12 protein-coding genes are annotated in these 18,400 nt (G+C 38.3%); 9 read left to right on the plus strand and 3 right to left on the minus strand.

Going from position 1 to position 18,400, the window contains the following annotated elements; all coding sequences use genetic code 11:
* Positions 1-61: 61 nt before the first annotated feature.
* The 5 genes from QUD79_RS06500 to fadD all read left to right on the plus strand — a co-directional run bounded on the left by QUD79_RS06500 (position 62) and on the right by fadD (position 4,403).
* Positions 62-418 (plus strand): hypothetical protein, encoded by a 357-nt coding sequence (locus QUD79_RS06500; protein WP_184424440.1) that lies wholly within the window; start codon positions 62-64, stop codon positions 416-418.
* A complete protein-coding gene (locus tag QUD79_RS06505; RefSeq protein ID WP_184424439.1) occupies positions 418-1,107 on the plus strand; it encodes a M50 family metallopeptidase in 690 nt (229 codons plus the stop codon). The genes QUD79_RS06500 and QUD79_RS06505 overlap by 1 nt, the downstream gene beginning before the upstream one ends.
* 15 nt (positions 1,108-1,122) lie before the next feature.
* Entirely contained in the window at positions 1,123-1,713 is a 591-nt protein-coding gene (locus tag QUD79_RS06510) for a Slp family lipoprotein (RefSeq protein ID WP_184424438.1), read from the plus strand.
* Between the two features lie 27 nt (positions 1,714-1,740).
* A complete protein-coding gene (locus QUD79_RS06515; protein WP_184424437.1) occupies positions 1,741-2,601 on the plus strand; it encodes an alpha/beta fold hydrolase in 861 nt (286 codons plus the stop codon).
* Between the two features lie 146 nt (positions 2,602-2,747).
* Entirely contained in the window at positions 2,748-4,403 is a 1,656-nt protein-coding gene (gene fadD, locus QUD79_RS06520) for a long-chain-fatty-acid--CoA ligase FadD (RefSeq protein ID WP_184424436.1), read from the plus strand.
* A gap of 230 nt (positions 4,404-4,633) precedes the next feature.
* Here fadD and QUD79_RS06525 read toward each other — a convergent pair whose 3' ends face one another.
* Positions 4,634-5,371 (minus strand): YciK family oxidoreductase, encoded by a 738-nt coding sequence (locus QUD79_RS06525; RefSeq protein ID WP_184424435.1) that lies wholly within the window; start codon positions 5,369-5,371, stop codon positions 4,634-4,636.
* 240 nt (positions 5,372-5,611) lie between these two features.
* On the opposite strand from QUD79_RS06525, the gene QUD79_RS06530 reads away from it, so the two are divergent.
* The gene (locus tag QUD79_RS06530; RefSeq protein ID WP_246454957.1) at positions 5,612-8,041 is read left to right on the plus strand and encodes a VolA/Pla-1 family phospholipase; all 2,430 of its coding nucleotides are present in this window, start codon (positions 5,612-5,614) and stop codon (positions 8,039-8,041) included.
* Between the two features lie 201 nt (positions 8,042-8,242).
* Complete coding sequence (gene sohB, locus QUD79_RS06535; RefSeq protein WP_184424434.1) at positions 8,243-9,283, plus strand: protease SohB; 1,041 nt, start codon at positions 8,243-8,245, stop codon at positions 9,281-9,283.
* Between the two features lie 41 nt (positions 9,284-9,324).
* On the opposite strand, the gene QUD79_RS06540 is transcribed toward sohB, so the two are convergent.
* Positions 9,325-10,671 (minus strand): dicarboxylate/amino acid:cation symporter, encoded by a 1,347-nt coding sequence (locus QUD79_RS06540; protein ID WP_184424433.1) that lies wholly within the window; start codon positions 10,669-10,671, stop codon positions 9,325-9,327.
* A 171-nt stretch (positions 10,672-10,842) separates the two neighbouring features.
* On the opposite strand from QUD79_RS06540, the gene QUD79_RS06545 reads away from it, so the two are divergent.
* On the plus strand, positions 10,843-13,374 hold the full coding sequence (locus QUD79_RS06545) for an Ig-like domain-containing protein (RefSeq protein ID WP_184424432.1): 2,532 nt from the start codon (positions 10,843-10,845) through the stop codon (positions 13,372-13,374).
* 88 nt (positions 13,375-13,462) lie between these two features.
* Here QUD79_RS06545 and QUD79_RS06550 read toward each other — a convergent pair whose 3' ends face one another.
* Entirely contained in the window at positions 13,463-14,575 is a 1,113-nt protein-coding gene (locus tag QUD79_RS06550; RefSeq protein ID WP_184424431.1) for an arginase family protein, read from the minus strand.
* 630 nt (positions 14,576-15,205) lie between these two features.
* Between QUD79_RS06550 and topA the strand changes: the two genes are divergently transcribed.
* Positions 15,206-17,866, plus strand: coding sequence for a type I DNA topoisomerase (topA, locus tag QUD79_RS06555; protein ID WP_184424430.1), 2,661 nt, complete (start codon positions 15,206-15,208; stop codon positions 17,864-17,866).
* Positions 17,867-18,400: the final 534 nt, after the last annotated feature.

An 18,400-nucleotide genomic window follows, 5' to 3' on the forward strand; every position in this document is an offset into this window, starting at 1 on the left:
TAACTAAACTATTTTTCGCAGAAAGTTTGTTATTTTGCCAATATTTGATAAATTGATACTTATGCAAATTAATAATTCAAATACTAACCCGTTATTGTTGTCGAAAATAACAGGGAAAGTAGAGCAAACACAGAGCAAAACGTTGATTAATAATCAACGTGATCAAGCTCGTGCTAAAGAGCAAGATAACGAGAAAAATCAAGGGTCTCGACTTGATATTGATAAACAAGCGTTGGCACGAGTAGCACAATTTAATCAAGAGCGTACAAGCGATGTGAATAAAGTGGTTTCTGAGAAAAATGGTTATGACAGACCTTCTCAACAAAATCAATTTGCTGTAAATAGCTATCGCTCAGTCGAAAACATTGCACAAAGAGAGTCTATTCAACAAACCTTTGGCGTCGACTTGTTCGTATAATGAGCGAAAAAATAACATCATCTAATTCTATATTTATTCGATATTACTTTTATTTTGTGGTTCTTGCCGCAGTGATATTGATGCAAATACCTATTATTTCAATACCGTTTAAATGGCTAGAAAGTTATTTTCATGAAGTAAGTCATGGAATTGCTGCGTTAGCTACCGGCGGCGAAATTGTACGAATTCAGCTATTTGCTAACGGTGCCGGTTTATGTACAACATTGGGTGGTAGTACATTTTTTATTAGCTTTTTTGGCTATGCTGGCGCGGCGATATGGGGTGTTATTTATTACCTTATGGCAGGGCTTCACCACCGACTTGCACAAATATTCGCACTGATACTTATACTATTATTCATTGTTACTTTGCTACTTTGGAGTAGAGATATATTAACCATTGGTATTATTTTACTACTCTTGTCTTTAGTTGTTGTTAAATTAAGATATGGCCGATCTTTTTATTTGAAGTTGAGCTTGCAAGTTACTGGGGTTATGGTGCTATTAAATAGTATTAAAAGTCCTTGGTATTTAATTGACGGACGTAATATAGGTGATGGTAGTGCTTTAGCACAGCAAACGGGTATACCTGAAATGTTTTGGGTAATCTGTTGGTGTGTTATCACTATTAGTGGCATAGTATTGCTAGCAAAGGCACAAAAGAATAGTGAGCTTTCTAAATCGCATTAAAATAAAGGTGTTTAAATGAAGTTTAATATATTGATAAGTATAATGTTGATCACAACCTTGGGAGCTTGTAGCAATATCCCAGAAAAACTTTCAGTTGCAGATACAACCCGCTTAATTCCTTTTGAGTCTGCCAAAGCAGAGCAAGAAGCAAACATAGGCAATAGCGCACGTTGGGGTGGTGTAATTGCTAAGGTTACTAATAATGCTGATAACTCAATGCTAGAAATTGTTAATTTTCCTTTGACGTCGTCAGCTCGTCCAAAGCCTAAAGATGAAACGCTAGGACGTTTTCGTGTGTATTATAACGGCTTGCTTGATCCTGTTATTTATAAAGTTGGTAGAAGTATCACTGCACTAGGTACTATTAGTGCCCCAGAGCAAGGAAAAATAGGCGAGCATGAGTATTTGTTTCCCATTATTAAAGCATCAAATGTTCATTTATGGAAAAATATTGAAAAAGTGGATGTAAATCTTACACATAGCGGTCATTGGGGTTCAACAATGTACGGCCAACCATTTTATCCGTACACGTATTATCAACGCCCCATTGTTATAAAAAGAAGCCATGCTCAACAAAAACAACCCAGTAATACCAATAAAAAGTAAGTTGTTTTCTAACTAGGCGCATACCGCATGATACAAGAAGAAGTTAGTTTTAATTTAGGTGAAATAACGCTTAGAGGTATGGCTTGGGGTGATGAAAATGACGATATTATTCTTTGTTTACATGGTTGGCTGGATAATGCCGCTAGTTTTTTACCCTTAGCGCCTTATTTAAAAGATAAGCGTGTAATAGCCATAGATTGGCCAGGACATGGCTTTTCATCACATAGAAGCCAAGACGCGCATTATCACTTTATTGATTATATTTATGATTTATTAGCGTTATTTGAATTAAATCAATGGCAATGCCTTGATATTGTTGGACACTCAATGGGAGGAATGATTGCTTCAGCCTTTACTGCAGCATTTCCAGAGAGAGTCAACACATTAACCTTGGTAGATTCTATAGGTTTTATTAGTGCTACAGAGCAAGAAACCACACAGCAATTACGCCAAGGTATGCTGAGTCGACTTGCAAATGCAGCTAAAAAAAAGGCAATACATACAGAGCTTTCTTCAGCGGTAAAAGCTAGAGTAGCAGTATCAGATTTAAGTGTTGAAAATGCTGAATTAATTGTTAAACGAGGTATAGTTAAGCAAAGTGATGGTTTTGTTTGGAGCTCTGACAGCCGCTTGCGAATGACTTCACCTTATCGCCTAACACTAGCCCAAGCAAAACAATTTATTAGTGATATTAGTAGACCTGTTTTACTTATTTATGGTGATAAAGGTTTAGACATGGTAAGTGAAGGAATAACGTTTTTTGGTCCTTTGTTTAAATCTATTGTCATGAAAAAGCTTCCTGGAGGACATCACCTTCATATGGAAGGCCCGAAGAGGGTAGCTGAAGAAATTTCAGCTTTCATTAATCAGAATTCGTGTAATAATTAAGCAATAGCGCATTTTTTAAAGTAAAAGTGTAGACATTAGACCAGTATTCAAGTAAAACGAAATTCAAACGAGTGTTTTAAATTTTAGCCGCATCAAAAAGAATATTAATAACAGCTAAAATTCGGTTGAAATTAGAGGAGAGAGAAGTGCAAAAAATTTGGTTGGAAAAAAGCTATCCCCCAGGAGTTCCTTTTGAGATAGATCCTGATAAATATTCTTCTCTAGTGGAAATGTTCCATAAATACGTGGGCATTTATGCTGACCGAGCGGCGTTTATTAATATGGGTGCTGAAATAACATACACCGAGTTAGAGCAACAAGCTACTGCATTTGCGGCATATTTACAAAATGATTTAGGGTTAGTAAAAGGTGATAAGTTTGCCATTATGGTACCTAATTGTTTGCAATACCCTATTGCATTATTTGGCGCACTTTTAGCTGGGCTGACTGTTGTTAACGTAAACCCATTGTATACAGCTCGCGAATTAGAACATCAGTTAAAAGACTCCGGCGCAAAAGCGATGATGATTGTGGAAAACTTTGCTCATACGTTAGCTGAGGTAGTTGATAAAACACCAATTGAAAAAGTTATTTTAACCTCGTTGGGTGACAGACTCGGCTTTCCTAAGGCACAGTTGGTTAACTTTGTAATAAAGTACATCAAGAAAATGGTACCGAAATTTACGCTTGCCAATACGGTTAACTTTAATCAAGTGATTAGCAAGGGGGCTAATTTACCTTACACGCCAGTTGCTTTAACGGGGAGCGATCTTGCTTTTTTACAATACACAGGTGGAACAACAGGTGTATCTAAAGGTGCTATGCTAACACACCGAAATATGGTGGCTAACTTAGAGCAAGCTAAAGCGGCCATAAAGCCACAACTTGAAGAAGGTAAAGAACTCGTAGTTACTGCACTACCGCTTTATCATATCTTCGCATTAACGGCTAATTGCTTAACATTTGTTACTTTAGGCGGCACTAACTTATTAATTACTAACCCCCGAGATATGCCAGGTTTTGTGAAAGAGTTATCTGCCTACAAATTTACTGCAATAACGGGAGTTAATACACTGTTTAATGGTTTATTAAATACCCCAGGATTTGATGCACTAGATTTTAGCAACTTAAAAGTTTCACTCGGCGGTGGTATGGCCGTTCAACGACCTGTTGCCGAAAAGTGGGAGCAAGTAACAAAAACGCGCTTACTTGAAGGGTATGGTTTAACCGAGTGTGCGCCATTAGTCACTTTATGTCCTTATAATCAGCAGCATTATAGTGGCAGCATTGGTTTACCTGCGTCATCAACTGATATACGTATCGTTGATGAAGATGGTAATGATGTAGCACAAGGCGAGTCAGGGGAAATGTTAGTTAAAGGCCCGCAAGTTATGGCTGGTTATTATAACCGCCAAGATGCCACAGACGAAGTCTTGAAAGATGGCTGGTTGTCTACTGGCGACATTGCTGTGATGGACGAAAATGGCTTCTTTAAAATTGTTGATCGTAAGAAAGATATGATCATAGTTTCAGGCTTTAATGTATTCCCGAATGAGATTGAAGAAATTGCAGTGAGTCATCCATCAATCATTGAGGCAGCCGCTATTGGCGTACCTCATGAAGCAAGTGGCGAAGCCGTTAAATTGTTTGTGGTTGTGAAAGATCCTAAGCCTAGCAAAAAAGAGATAATTGCACATTGTAAGGCGGGGTTAACTAATTATAAAGTACCTAAATTTATTGAGTTTCGCGACGAGTTACCTAAAACTAATGTTGGTAAAATACTTCGTAGAGAATTACGTTAAATAACAGTGCATAATAACAGAGTTAAATAACCTGAGTTCGGGATAAGCTAAGTACACCATTGCACCTAGTACTTATAAAAAGTCACCTAAAGCACTGTAAACGATTATTTTAAATGTTTTTATGCACATCCATTATCCCGAACTCAGGTTAAATAAATTGAGAACGCCGGCAATTGTCGGCGTTTTTTGTTTATATTTTCGATTATAAAAGCGTTCTACGCAGTTGAGTATTACTGAGCGTTTAGTACTTTACCATTAACTGACTTACTATCTTCAGCCATTAAGTAAACATAAAGCGGCATAATTTGCTCTGTTGTAGCTAGTTTTTCTTGATCTTCCGCTGGGTATGCACTTGCACGCATTTTAGTGCGAGTAGCACCAGGGTTTATCGCATTGGTTCGCAGCGAAGAGTTTTCATATTCATCAGCAATAACTTGCATCATTCCTTCAATTGCAAATTTAGATACGCTATACGCCCCCCAAAAAGCACGCCCTTGATGACCAACTGTTGATGTAGTAAATACTAATGAGGCAATCTCTGACTTTAATAGAGCAGGGATTAGCGCTTGCGTCATTAAAAACTGAGATGTGCTATTAACTTGCATTACATCATCCCACGTTTTTTCATTTATTTGGGTGAAAGGTGTTAAGTCTCCAAGCATAGAGGCATTTAGTAAGGCGCCGTCAAGCTTGCCAAATTGTTCAACAATTGTGGCAGACATATCAAGATAGTGTTGTTTGGTTGCGCCTTTTAAATCAAGCGGAATAATGGCTGGTTCTGCACTACCTTGAGCAATAATCTCATCATAAACAGCTTCTAACTTTTTGACTGTTTTACCTAATAAAATAACAGTAGCGCCTAATTTTGCATAGGTTAATGCAGCTGTACGTCCAATTCCATCACCCGCACCGGTGACTAAAATAATTTTTTGAGCTAAGCAGTTTGTAGAAATAGAATAATCAAACATAATATAGTTAAGGTTGTAATAACGTAAGTTAATTTTACGCTGACTCAGCAAGAGAAACGAGTAAAAGTTACTATTGTTAAGAAAAAAGCTACTTTAGTGTAAAAAAGAGTGGCGAAATTAATGTGCTTGGGTTAAGTTTGACTGGTCCAACTTGTTTGACTGTATCGCGAATTATTAATAATTAGAGTCAATGCGAGACAAATAAGAGTATATGAACAACAGACACGTCTATGGGGAGATATGATGAAAAAGCTAGTGCTTAGTTTGGTTATTGCAAGCAGCTTAGGATTAACTGCATGTGAAAACGAAACAATAAAAGATGTAAATGACAAGGTTGCAGCAGGAGAGCCTGCTGTAACACCTTCTGCAAGAGTGGTATTTGACCCAACGGCAGGAAAGCTATCAGTACCTAATGACCTACTGTTTCAAGGAACAACTGATGGTACGCTTAATTTACCTGTGGATGATCCAACTGATGAGTCAGACCCATACGTAGCCTTAAGTGCGTTAGATGGCTGGTCGACGGTAAACCCTTTTGTTTTGGATATAGAATTTCCTGCCGGCCGCACTCTTGACGGCAACTCGGTGTTTAATTCTGATTCGGTACGAATTTTCGAAGCCATAATGGGTGGGGACTCTTCTGACACTGATTGTGCTTCGGTTGAACGTGGTTTTGCATGTAAAATTGTTCGTGAACTTACCTACACACAAGACTTTATTACGCAAAAGTCAGGTAATAGCATTGCAGTTGTGCCACTTAAACCATTGAAAGGCAAAACAACTTACTTAGTTGCGTTAACAAATAGTTTGCAAGATAGCACAGGGCAAGCAGTTGCAGGTTCTTCTACTTATGAATTAGTCCGACAAGATATAAGTACTAAACCTTTAGGTAGTGCAGCGCAGTTGGGTTTACAAGCAATTATTAATAGCTTTGAAAATGCTGTGTCTGGCTCAGGTGTAGATAAAGAATCAATTATTTATACATTTGCTGTAACAACTCAGTCAACGACAGATGTTTTATTTACTAATAAAGCGTTAATGGCCGCTAATGTACAACAGGGTGTTTTTCCAAGTATTGCGGTTTCAGATACTGGTGCTTCAGTTGCTGATATTTTAGCAGGTAAAATTCCTCCTTCATTAGTTCCGTTATTTTCTGCGGCAAACTATATGCAAGGCTCGATTACTTTGCCATATTATCTTGGTGTACCGAGTGCAAGTAACCCATTAGCGCCAGTAAACCAATGGTGGAAAAGCTTATGTGATTCTGGTGCTATGTTAGCAGGTTTAGCGGCTCAAAATCCTGCAGCTATTCCAGCCGCTCCTATTAGTGAAACTGACGCTAAGTGTATGGCTATTTCACAAGCAAATGGCTTGCCAGCACCAGGTTTACGTGATTTAGGTATAGACACTGAGCGTCATTTAACTAAGTTTAGCCCAGTAGCTAAACCTAACGCTATGATGCCAATTGCTGTACAGGTAACAACGCCTGATTTAGCTGTCGTTAATGGTGTAAGAGGCTCTATGGGCTTACCTTCAATTACTGAGCCTGAAAATGGTTGGCCAGTTGTTATGTTACAGCATGGCATTACCTCTAAAAAAGAAGATATGCTTCCTTTAACGGGGGTTTTATCGCTTTACGGTATGGCAACAGTTGCTATTAACCATCCTTTGCATGGTGAGCCTGAGTTAGGTGGTCGTGGTTTTGATTTAGACCCTACTAACCCTGGTGATGAGATTAATGCTTCAACGGTTTCAGCTATTCACTATATGAACTTAGGAAGCTTATTAACTACACGTGATAACCTGCGTCAAAGTGTGTCAGACATGGTGGGGTTACGTTTTGGTTTGAACTTCTTAATGGGTAGCGATATCAATGGCAACCCAATTAATGTTGATTCATCTAACGTTCACTTTTTAGGACATTCATTAGGTGCAATTACAGGCATGAGCTTTATGGCAATAGCGAATACATCCTTAAACCCAGCTATTGATCCTATGTTTAACGTGAAAAGTAATTCATTAGCAATGCCGGGTGTTATGGTAGCTAACTTCTTAATGGAGTCTGGTGCGTTTGGTGATGTAATTAAAGCGAATTTAACGTATGCACAATCTGCCGACTTTAAAGCGTATGTTGACACTTCTTACCCTTCAGGAGCAAGTGAGGCTGAGTTAGTTGCAACGTATAAAGGGTTTTATGCTAGCTTAACTCCTGATCAGCAAGCAGGTCTTAACGGTATATTCCAACAATTTGCTTTTGCAGCACAAACGGTAACAGATGCAGGCGACCCGGTTAATTATTTAGCGGCACTTGCAGCAACACAAACACCAACGCATGTTATAGAAGTTGTGGGCAACGGCGCTGATAATTTATCAGACCAAGTTATTCCTAATACTGTTTCAACAGCACCTTTTGGTGGTACTGAAGGGGCAATTGCATTATTAGGCTTACCTGCTATTTCAACTACTGTACAAGATGCCGATGGTGTATCAGGCGCAGTTAGGTTTACTGCAGGTCATCATGGTTCAATCTTAACACCTGCACCTAATAGTGCATCGCCAGATGCAGCAATGAGTGCAAAAGCAACGCAAGAAATGCAATCACAAGTTGTTAGCTTCTTTGGTTCAAATGGGAAAGCTATTGTTGTTACTGATGACTCTGTAGTGCAGTAATCGCAACTCATTAATAAAATGTTATAAGCCCTCTTTATTGAGGGCTTTTTTATTTTTTAGCCGATAGTAAAATAAATAATAACTTTAGTTTAATAAATTAATCCCCATATCAAAAAATAGAATTTGATTAATTAACTTCATTATATAAATGAATATAAAGCACGAAAACTTAATCAGCGTGTGATTTACAGGAGAAAGGTATTGGAATTTTTGTATGAGTATGGCTTGTTTCTAGCCAAAGCAATCACATTTGTTGTCGCTCTAGCAGTGATAATCGCAATAATTGCATCGTCCGCAATTAAGCAAGGGGATAAAAAAGGTCAATTAGAAATTACTGACTTATCCGAGCACTACAAAGAAGTAGAAGAGGAGGTTATCAGCCACCTTTTTACAAAAGAGCAACTAAAAGAAAAAGAAAAACGCGATAAAAAAGCGGCAAAAGAAAAAGCTAAAGCTGATAAAGCAGCAGTAAAGTCTGACACAGCTCAGCAACCTCGAACTTTTGTTGTTGACTTTAAGGGGAGTATTGATGCGAAAGAGGTCACCTCTTTACGTGAAGAGATAAGTGCAATATTAATGGTTGCTAAAAAGGAGGACGAAGTCTTTGTACGCCTTGAAACAGGTGGCGGTATGGTACATGGTTATGGCTTGGCTTCATCTCAGTTAGATCGCGTTAGACAAGCTAATATACCATTAACTGTGGCGGTTGATAAGGTTGCGGCAAGTGGTGGTTATATGATGGCTTGTGTTGCAAATAAAATTGTGTCTGCACCATTTGCTATTCTTGGCTCTATTGGAGTAATTGCACAAGTGCCAAATTTCAATAAAATATTGAAGAAAAATGATATTGAATTTGAACAAATTACCGCAGGGGAATTTAAACGTACGTTAACTATGTTTGGTGAAAACACAGATAAAGGCCGTGAGAAATTCTCTCAAGAAATTGAAGATACACATCAATTATTTAAAGACTTTGTTTCCGAGCACCGTCCAAGCTTAGATATTACTAAGGTTGCTACAGGTGAAACCTGGTTTGGAACAAAAGCGAAGGAAGTAGGCTTGGTTGATGAGATAATGACGAGCGATGATTACTTACATAAAGCAAGCAAGGTTAATCAAGTGGTTGAAGTTAAGTATTCAGTAAAGAAAGGATTAGCAGAAAAATTTTCAAAAGCAGCTTCTATGTCAGCTGAAAGCTTTATAAGTAAAATTTGGCAAAATAACCGTATATTCCCAAGTTAAAAGTAGTTAGGGCCTAGCATTCTAGGCCCTATATTTAATGCTTAATTACTGTTCTTATCTAAATTGTGAAAATCTATTTCTTCAATTTTTTGTCCCGCATTTGGGTTATCGAATACCTCGTGGTCAAATTGATTTTCTGATTTACTCACAATGAGCGTTACCATACTATCGCCAGTAACATTAACCGCTGTTCTGGTCATATCTAATAAACGGTCAACACCAATTATCAAGCCAATGCCTTCTACGGGTAGTCCAACCTGATCAAGCACCATTGCGAGCATAATTAATCCAACTCCTGGTACTCCAGCGGTACCAATAGATGCGAGTGTCGCAGTTAAAATCACCATTAAAAAGTCTGTAAGACTAAGATCCACGTTAAATACTTGGGCTATAAATACCGTTGCAACTCCTTGCATAATGGCTGTGCCGTCCATGTTTATTGTTGCGCCTAATGGAACGGTAAAAGAAGCGATAGAGTTTTTAGCCCCCATCTTTTTGGTTACTGTTTCCATGGTAATAGGAATTGTGGCGTTACTACTTGAAGTTGAAAAGGCAAACAGCACAGCGTCACGCATTTTCTTAAGAAAAGTAAAAGGGCTTAAACCGCTGAGCAACTTTAACATTACTGAGTAAGTGACAGTGCCGTGAATAATTAGCGCAAAAAATACCACAAAGAAATAACTGATTAAATTACCAAAAGCGCTTAATGATAAGTCTGTAAAAAGCTTAGCGAGTAAACAAAAAACGCCATAAGGGGCGATATTCATTAAAATGCCTACTAGGCGCATAACTACTTCATTAAGGTCTTCGAAGAGGCTTGCAATACGATCTCCGGCTTTACCAGACAACGCAATAGCAATACCAAAGAGCAGTGCAAAAACGATAACTTGCAACATATTACCTTGAGCGAAAGCAGCGAAAGGGTTACTTGGGAACATTTGAATAAACACTTGCGCTAAAGAAGGTGCTTCCTTACCGGTAAAGCTTGTGCTTGTTGTCATGTTAACACCTTCGCCAGGGCTAACTAAGAAAGCGAGCCCCATCGCGAAACTAATCGCAATAGCGGTTGTGAGTAAATATAATACAACTGCTTTGCCGCCAATACGTCCTAATTTCGATGTGTCTTTTAAAGAGGTAGTACCACAAATTAATGAAACAAATACAAGCGGTACAACAAGCATTTTCAAACTTGCAACAAATATTTTGCCTACAACTTCAAATATGCCATCAACAAAGAATGAGCGAATGGAAAAGTCGAACAAGCCTAAAGGAATGATTAAGTCACTGCCATCAGGCATTAAAAACTGTAAACCTGCACCTACCAATATACCAGCAACCATGCCAATTACGATACGTTGGGTTAAGCTTAATTGTTTTTTATTTGTCATATTATTTTTATAAGAATGTAGAATGAATGTAATGAAGCGTAGATTAACAGCTATTTTGTTGATTAAAAACCTAATGATTCACGGTTTTTTGCATTTGTTAGTGACCTTTTGGTTTTTTTTCGGTTAAGATAAGTAAAAAGTTAATAATAATACTACCAGGGAGATGCTTATATGGCGCTACTTCGACGCTTAAGTTTTATCATGTTACTACTGTCTTTTATCGGCTGTGGTGGCGGTGAAGGTGGCCTAAGTCCAGGTACCGGAACAGGTACAGGGGGAACTGATGGTGGTTCAACTGATGAGATAACGATTACTCTAGCTATATCAAATACTACCGTAACAGGGGCCTCGCCCGTAGATGTAACAGCAACGGTTATGCAAGGAGCTGTTGCTGTTGTAAATCGAGCTGTAACTTTTACAACCGATTTAGGAGCATTTTCACCCGCTTCAGGTACAGCGCTAACAAATGATAAAGGTGTTGCTACAATCACATTAACTGCTGGGAGTGTTCGTGGAGCTGGCGAGATATCTGCTTCATTAAGTTCAGGTGAAACTTCATCTACACCTCTTGGTTTTAATACCCAAGGCGATGACATAAATATTGGAGGTGATGTTAATATTAGTGTTGCCTTAGTCGATGAAAATGGTAATGCAACTGATACCATTACAGCATCGAAACCTGGCCGTGTAATCGCAACTGTTGAGGGTATTAATGCACCTTTAATTGTTAATTTCACCTCCACTGTTGGCAATATTCCAATACCTTCGGCTATAACTGATGGTAATAATTTAGCTATTGTAGATATTTTTGCCGGTGACACATTAGGTGCAGGTGAGGTAACGGCGCAAATAGCCAGTGGTGAGTCAGGCAAAGCGATATTTGTTGTAGGCTCTTCCACTGTCTCAATGGGAAGTGGGGAACCATTTGTTAAAGGCGTTGCTGATATTAGTTTAGAGCAAATTTCTGCTGGTGGTACTAGCGTAATTTCAGTTTCTATTGTTGATGATCAAGGTAACTTATTTACTGAACCAGTAAATGTTAACTTTTCTTCAAGTTGCTCTACACAATCTGTCGCCAAATTAAGTAGCCCAATCACTACATCAAATGGTGTTGCTACCAGTACATACTTGGCGCAAGGGTGCGTAGGTGAAGATCCTATAAATGTTACAGCTAATGCTGGTGGTATTAATTTATCAGCGTCTGGCTCTATCAATGTACTACCTGCAGATATTGGTAGTATTGAATTTGTTTCAGCTTTACCTGAAAATATTGGCATATTAGGCGCTGGTATTGTATCGGGTTCAGAAAGTTCTACAGTAGTATTTAAAGTAAAAGATACTGATGGAAACCCATACAACAACCGCGTAGTTAACTTTGCTTTGAATACCGATGTCGGCGGTATTAGTTTAAGCCAAGATAAAGCGACTAGTAATTCTGATGGTTTAGTGCAAACAGTTGTCAATTCAGGAACAGTTCCAACTACTATTCGTGTAATAGCATCTACAGTAGCACTTGACGGTAGTGTGGTATTTACACAATCTAGCCAGTTAGTTGTTTCAACAGGCTTACCTGACCAAGATAGCTTTAGTTTATCAAGAGGCGTTGCAAACCCTGAAGCATGGAACGTAGACGGTATAGAGGTTCCTGTAACGGTGCGTATGGCTGATGCTTTTAATAATCCTGTTCCTGATGGTACTGCCGTTAACTTTACCGCGGAAGGTGGCTCTATTGGTTCTTCATGTACTACTGAGAATGGCGTATGCTCAGTGATGTGGACGAGTCAGAATCCTCGACCGACAGGAAAAACTTTAACTCAGAGTTTTTGTACAGTTGCTGATAATAACGATCCTGCTATTTTTTGTGCCAGAGAACCTTTAGCTGATGGTAAAAACTATCTTGGACAAAAGTATGGCGGCCGAGTGACAGTATTAGCAACCGCAATCGGAGAAGAGTCGTTCCCTGATAAAAATGGAAATGGCCGTTTTGATGAAAGTGAATACACTTTGTTTAAAGGTTTAAATGTTAGTGGTATGCCTTATGACTTAAAGGAGGCATTTGTTGACCATAATGAGGATTATTTATACAACCCTGTTGAAGTGAGCACCGAAATAGGAGGGGAGTTAGAAGAGTTTGTAGACTTTAATAGTAATGGTGTGTTTGATACCCAAGACAGTGTTTATAATGGCGTTCTTTGTGGGTTCAATGACGTTACGAATCCAGGAACTACAATCGTTAATCAATACTGTGCAAATCCTGATGACGAACCGGACCCTACTAAGAAGTCTGAAAAAGTGTCAACAAATGTGCGTGGTTCAGCTGTTATTATAATGTCTGGTACATCACCTTATATAACTGTAACAGCAACTAATGACTCTATTGCACAAAGCTCGGCTGATTTTGACGCTGATGATACTACTTTGTACATAGCTGGAGAAAGTACTGGTACAGTCAGTATTATTATTGCTGATTTACATAACCAGCCTATGCCAGCCGGCACAGTTGTTACTTTTGTCGCGAGTGTAGGTTCCGTTGTTGGTTCTAGTAGTTATACTTGGCCTGGAGATTCTCGTAATGGTGGTACAGCTTTTAGTGTGGCGATTAAAGGCGAGGCTGAGCCAACGAGTGGACCATTAGAAATAAAAGTTGAAACACCAGGAGGTGTGACAACTGTATTTAGTGGTATTACAATTATTATTCAATAGTAATTATTAACATTATGCATCAAATAAAAAACCGCTAAATTAGCGGTTTTTTTATGTATTCAATTCAGAGTATAAGGTGTGACAAACTTTAGTTTTTATTCATTTGTTCTATTAAGAATGCTGATATTTGTGCACTTACTTTCAGTGTTTTTTCTGCGGCGCTAATGCCTTGACCTGTGCTATCGGTAAAAGGTGCTACTTCCATCATGTCGGCACCCGTAATAGGGTATTTATTAGCTAGCGACTTTAAAATGGCTAAGGCTTCATCAGGACTTAAGCCATCAGGCTCAGGTGTACCTGTTGCTGCAGCAAAACGTTCATCTAATGCATCTATATCAAAGCTAACGTATAGCTCGTCAATGTTCTCACCGTCTAATTGGCTATGAATATTGTCTATAACTGATTGTACGCCATTTTCTTTTATTTCATGAGCCCAATGTTGCTTCACACCAAAAGTACCTTCCCAGTGGCTTTTAGGCTTGCCGCTTGAGCGTATTCCTACTTGTATTAAGTGATGGTTTTCATGTAAGTCGTCTAAAATATGGGTACACCACGAGCCAAAACATAAATCGATGCCTAAACGCTCTACTAATAAATCGGTATGAGCATCAAAGTGGATGATAGCAGCGCGTTTACCTTGCTTTTTCTTTGCTTGTAGATACGCTTTAGTGAGCGGGTAACTAACTGAATGGTCACCCCCTATACCGAAAATACCTTTATTAGGGTAGGCAGCATAAAAGTCGTGTAACACGTCTTCAGTGATTGTTAGTGGACTTACTGCATACGCTGAATTTTCATCTTGATATAAAGCACGGCGGCAATTAGTAATTGTTGGATCATTTAGATACTTGTCGGCAAGTAAATGTGGGATAACGCGAATATCGCCTAAATCAAAAGTGTTTAAATTTGGATAGTTTTGTAACAGTGTTGAACGAACAAATAAAGGTCCCCAGTTTGCACCGCGTAATATGCCACCACCACAATCAGAGGCAATACCTAAAATAACTGCAGCAGAACCCTCATTTAAATGTTTGAGCGAGTTTAACCAAACTGTTTCTATATCGGTAGTTTGGCCATAAAGTGATTGATGTAACTTTTCTTTACGTTCTTTGGCTGTATTAACCGTAAATACACCGTTGCCGGGCGGGCACAAGCATTGGCTAACTTTTTGATAAAATAGTTCAGTTATGTTGGTTGTCATAGTAACTCTCTTAATAGTGCAATGATTGGCAGAAGGCTACCAATGCAAGGAGGTGTTTTGTCGTGATTTATTAATTACTGCGCCTTGACTATATTATTTAACTTCAACTCGGGATAATAAATAGCTCTTTAGCAGCTATTTTTCCTTACTTCTGTGATAAATACATAAACAATAGCATAACTATTCTTAATGAATTTGCCTTGAATTAAGAAAAACTATCAAGCTAGTGAGTTGCTACAACCACAAGTCTAGCAATTTCAGACCAGTAACTTATCTCTTAACCCGAGCTAAGGTTATTTAATTATTAGTTATTTTTATTATTAGCGATTATAAAAATCTATTATCAAGGTGTCGAAAACAATAGCATTATAGCGAATATAAATTAGATATTAAATGAAGGTATTTGTACGCTAAAAATTAAGCATGTAACAATTAATTGAATCTTATATGAAAATAATTTTCTTGTAAGCTAAGATAATTACAGATATATCTAATAGTAATTACAAATTTACATTATATAGTGTGTGTTTTAATCAAAGCGTTTACTATTTGCTCGCTTGTAAACCGTGTTGATTGATTTACATATTTGTTTCTGATTTTTTAATCAGACAATAGGAATTAAATAAGTTTATGGCAAAATCTCTGGTTATCGTCGAGTCGCCAGCAAAAGCAAAGACAATTAATAAGTATCTTGGTAAAGATTTCATTGTTAAATCAAGTGTCGGACATGTGCGCGATCTCCCAACGTCAAGTAATGGGAAAAAGGTAGCGTCTAAAAGCCCTGCAGAAGTTCGTAAAATGGCGCCTGAGGCTAAAGCTAAATACAAAGCAAAGCGGGACAAGTTAGCGCTTGTTAATCGTATGGGTATTGATCCTGAGAAAGACTGGGAAGCTCAATATCAAATATTACCTGGCAAAGAAAAAGTAGTTACTGAATTACAGAAACTGGCAGAAAATGCAGACACTGTTTATCTCGCAACCGATTTGGATCGCGAGGGAGAAGCGATTGCTTGGCACTTAAAAGAAATAATAGGCGGCAATGACGACAAGTTTAAACGCGTTGTGTTTAATGAAATAACTGAAAATGCGATACAACAGGCTTTTTCAACGCCAGGTGAGTTGAATATGCCTGGTGTAAATGCACAACAAGCGCGCCGCTTTTTAGACAGAGTGGTTGGCTTTATGGTGAGCCCGCTATTATGGAAGAAAGTTGCAAGAGGCTTATCTGCAGGTCGAGTTCAATCTGTTGCAGTTAAACTGGTTGTTGAGCGTGAACATGAAATTAAAGCGTTTGATCCTAAAGAGTTTTGGGAAGTAAATGCTGACACACTGACACAAGCTGAACAGCCTTTTGAATTAGCCGTAACTCATCATAATGGTACAGTTTTCAAACCGACTAATGAGAAAGACACTCAGCAAGCGTTAGAGAAATTAAAAGATGCTGCGTATAAAGTAAGCAATAGAGAGGATAAACCGTCTAAAAGTACACCCTCTGCACCGTTTATTACCTCAACATTACAGCAAGCGGCGAGTACTCGTTTAGGCTTTGGTGTTAAACGTACTATGGGCTTAGCACAACGACTTTATGAAGCTGGTCATATTACGTATATGCGAACCGACTCAACTAACTTGAGTAAAGATGCGGTTGAAATGTGTCGTGAATATATTGGTAAAAACTTCGGTGAAAATTACTTACCTGAAAAAGCGAAAGTTTATGGCAGTAAATCTAATGCACAAGAGGCGCATGAGGCTATACGTCCGTCAAACGTTAAATTAGAAGCTGCTTTACTCACTGATATGGAAGCAGATTGTAAAAAGCTTTACGATCTAATTTGGCGTCAGTTTGTTGCCTGTCAAATGACAGCTGCACGCTATACCGTATCTACAATCACAGTGTCTGCTAATGGATTTGATCTTAAAGCAAAAGGACGTGTAATGCAGTTTGATGGTTGGACGAGTGTTCATCCGCAGTTATCGAAAAATGATAACGACAAACATTTACCCGATTTAGCGATTGGCGAGCCGTTAACCTTGGTTAAGTTAAACCCTTCGCAGCACTTTACTAAACCCCCTGCACGTTTTGGTGAAGCTTCTTTGGTAAAAGAATTAGAGAAACGCTCAATTGGACGCCCTTCAACTTATGCTTCAATCATTTCAACTATTCAAGATAGGGGTTATGTCCGTTTGGAGAAGAAACGTTTTTATGCTGAAAAAATGGGTGAAATAGTTACCAATAGTCTTTCAGGCAGCTTTGAAAACTTAATGAGTTATAACTTTACTGCAGAGATGGAGCAAGAGCTTGACGAAATTGCAGAAGGTAAAATTAACTGGAAAGATGTATTAAATCAGTTTTATAAAAACTTTACTACACAGCTTACATTAGCTGACCAGCCTGTTGAAGAAGGCGGGATGAAAACCAACGAACCTGTTGTTACAGATATCGACTGTCCTACTTGCGGACGAAAAATGGGTATTAGAACAGCGTCTACTGGGGTGTTTTTAGGTTGTTCAGGTTATGCATTACCACCCAAAGAGCGTTGTACCACAACAATGAACTTAACACCTGGCGAAGAAGCCGTCAGTGTTTTATCTGATGATCAAGAAACTGAAGCATTACGGGCAATGCAACGTTGTAACAAATGTGGCACTGCAATGGACAGTTACTTGATTGATGAAACTCGCAAATTACATGTGTGTGGTAACAATCCTGAATGTGACGGTGTTGAACTTGAAAAAGGCACATTTAAAATTAAAGGCTATGATGGTCCTGTACTTGAATGTGACCGTTGTCAGGCAGATATGGAATTGAAAAATGGACGTTTTGGTAAGTATTTTGACTGCACTAACAGTGAGTGTAAAAATACACGTAAGCTATTAGCCAGTGGTGAAGCGGCTCCACCTAAGGAGGATCCGGTTCATTTACCTGAATTAGCGTGCGAAAAATCTGATGCTTATTTTGTGCTAAGAGATGGCGCTGCGGGTATCTTTTTGGCGGCGAATACCTTTCCTCGCTCTCGTGAAACTCGTGCACCTAAAGTGTCAGAACTTCAGCACTTTAGAGACAGAATTTCAGAGAAATTCTATTATTTAGCTGATGCGCCTGTTCAAGATCCTGATGGTAACCCTGCGATAGTTCGTTATAGTCGTAAAAATAAATCACAATATGTGATGACAGAAGTTGAAGGTAAAGCAACGGGATGGACTGCGACTTATCAAGATGGCAAGTGGGTAGAAACTTTACCTGTAAAAAAATCGCCAAAGAAAAAAGCTGCAGTTAAAAAGAAAAAATAAAGTTAAGCGTATTAACTTTATAAAGTGCCACTTACATATTAAGTGGCACTTTTTTATTTCTTTTCAATTGGTATTAATTATCCTCTTATGAAATTAGATAATTATTGACATTAATTCCAATGTCATTGAAACTCGCGTTAATTCGTTATAAATGAACTGCGTTAGTGTGCTTGCCTGTTGCAGCTAGTGTGATCTGATACCCGTTTCATCAATAAGGTTAACAATTTAATACGTCGAAAAAGCAATTAATAGCATGGTGTTTTTAATCACTTGTTGTTCAGGACAATTATACCAACCTCACTAACTATGTGATCATTTCTACTGGCTAAAACAGTCAACAACTGCGTTATTTATTTTATAATTAGAACAACTAGTTATGAAAATAAATGCCTTGTATTTGACTATTTTCACTGCGTATAAAATAGAGCACTTAATTAATGAAACTGGTATTATGCTCTAGCATTGTCCACTTAAGCTTTATCCTTGTAGCGATAATAATTAAATAACGTAGTAGTTGTTTATAGTAGCCAGTAG

The organism is Thalassotalea piscium, from assembly GCF_030295935.1.
Classification (GTDB): Bacteria; Pseudomonadota; Gammaproteobacteria; order Enterobacterales; family Alteromonadaceae; genus Thalassotalea_B; species Thalassotalea_B piscium.

Coding starts and splice junctions, on each gene's coding strand:
- QUD79_RS06540 (WP_184424433.1), bottom strand. CDS start 10,671: ATGACAAATAAAAAACAATTAAGCTTAACCCAACGTATCGTAATTGGC.
- QUD79_RS06515 (WP_184424437.1), top strand. CDS start 1,741: ATGATACAAGAAGAAGTTAGTTTTAATTTAGGTGAAATAACGCTTAGA.
- QUD79_RS06545 (WP_184424432.1), top strand. CDS start 10,843: ATGGCGCTACTTCGACGCTTAAGTTTTATCATGTTACTACTGTCTTTT.
- topA (WP_184424430.1), top strand. CDS start 15,206: ATGGCAAAATCTCTGGTTATCGTCGAGTCGCCAGCAAAAGCAAAGACA.
- QUD79_RS06505 (WP_184424439.1), top strand. CDS start 418: ATGAGCGAAAAAATAACATCATCTAATTCTATATTTATTCGATATTAC.
- QUD79_RS06525 (WP_184424435.1), bottom strand. CDS start 5,371: ATGTTTGATTATTCTATTTCTACAAACTGCTTAGCTCAAAAAATTATT.
- QUD79_RS06530 (WP_246454957.1), top strand. CDS start 5,612: ATGATGAAAAAGCTAGTGCTTAGTTTGGTTATTGCAAGCAGCTTAGGA.
- QUD79_RS06510 (WP_184424438.1), top strand. CDS start 1,123: ATGAAGTTTAATATATTGATAAGTATAATGTTGATCACAACCTTGGGA.
- QUD79_RS06550 (WP_184424431.1), bottom strand. CDS start 14,575: ATGACAACCAACATAACTGAACTATTTTATCAAAAAGTTAGCCAATGC.
- QUD79_RS06500 (WP_184424440.1), top strand. CDS start 62: ATGCAAATTAATAATTCAAATACTAACCCGTTATTGTTGTCGAAAATA.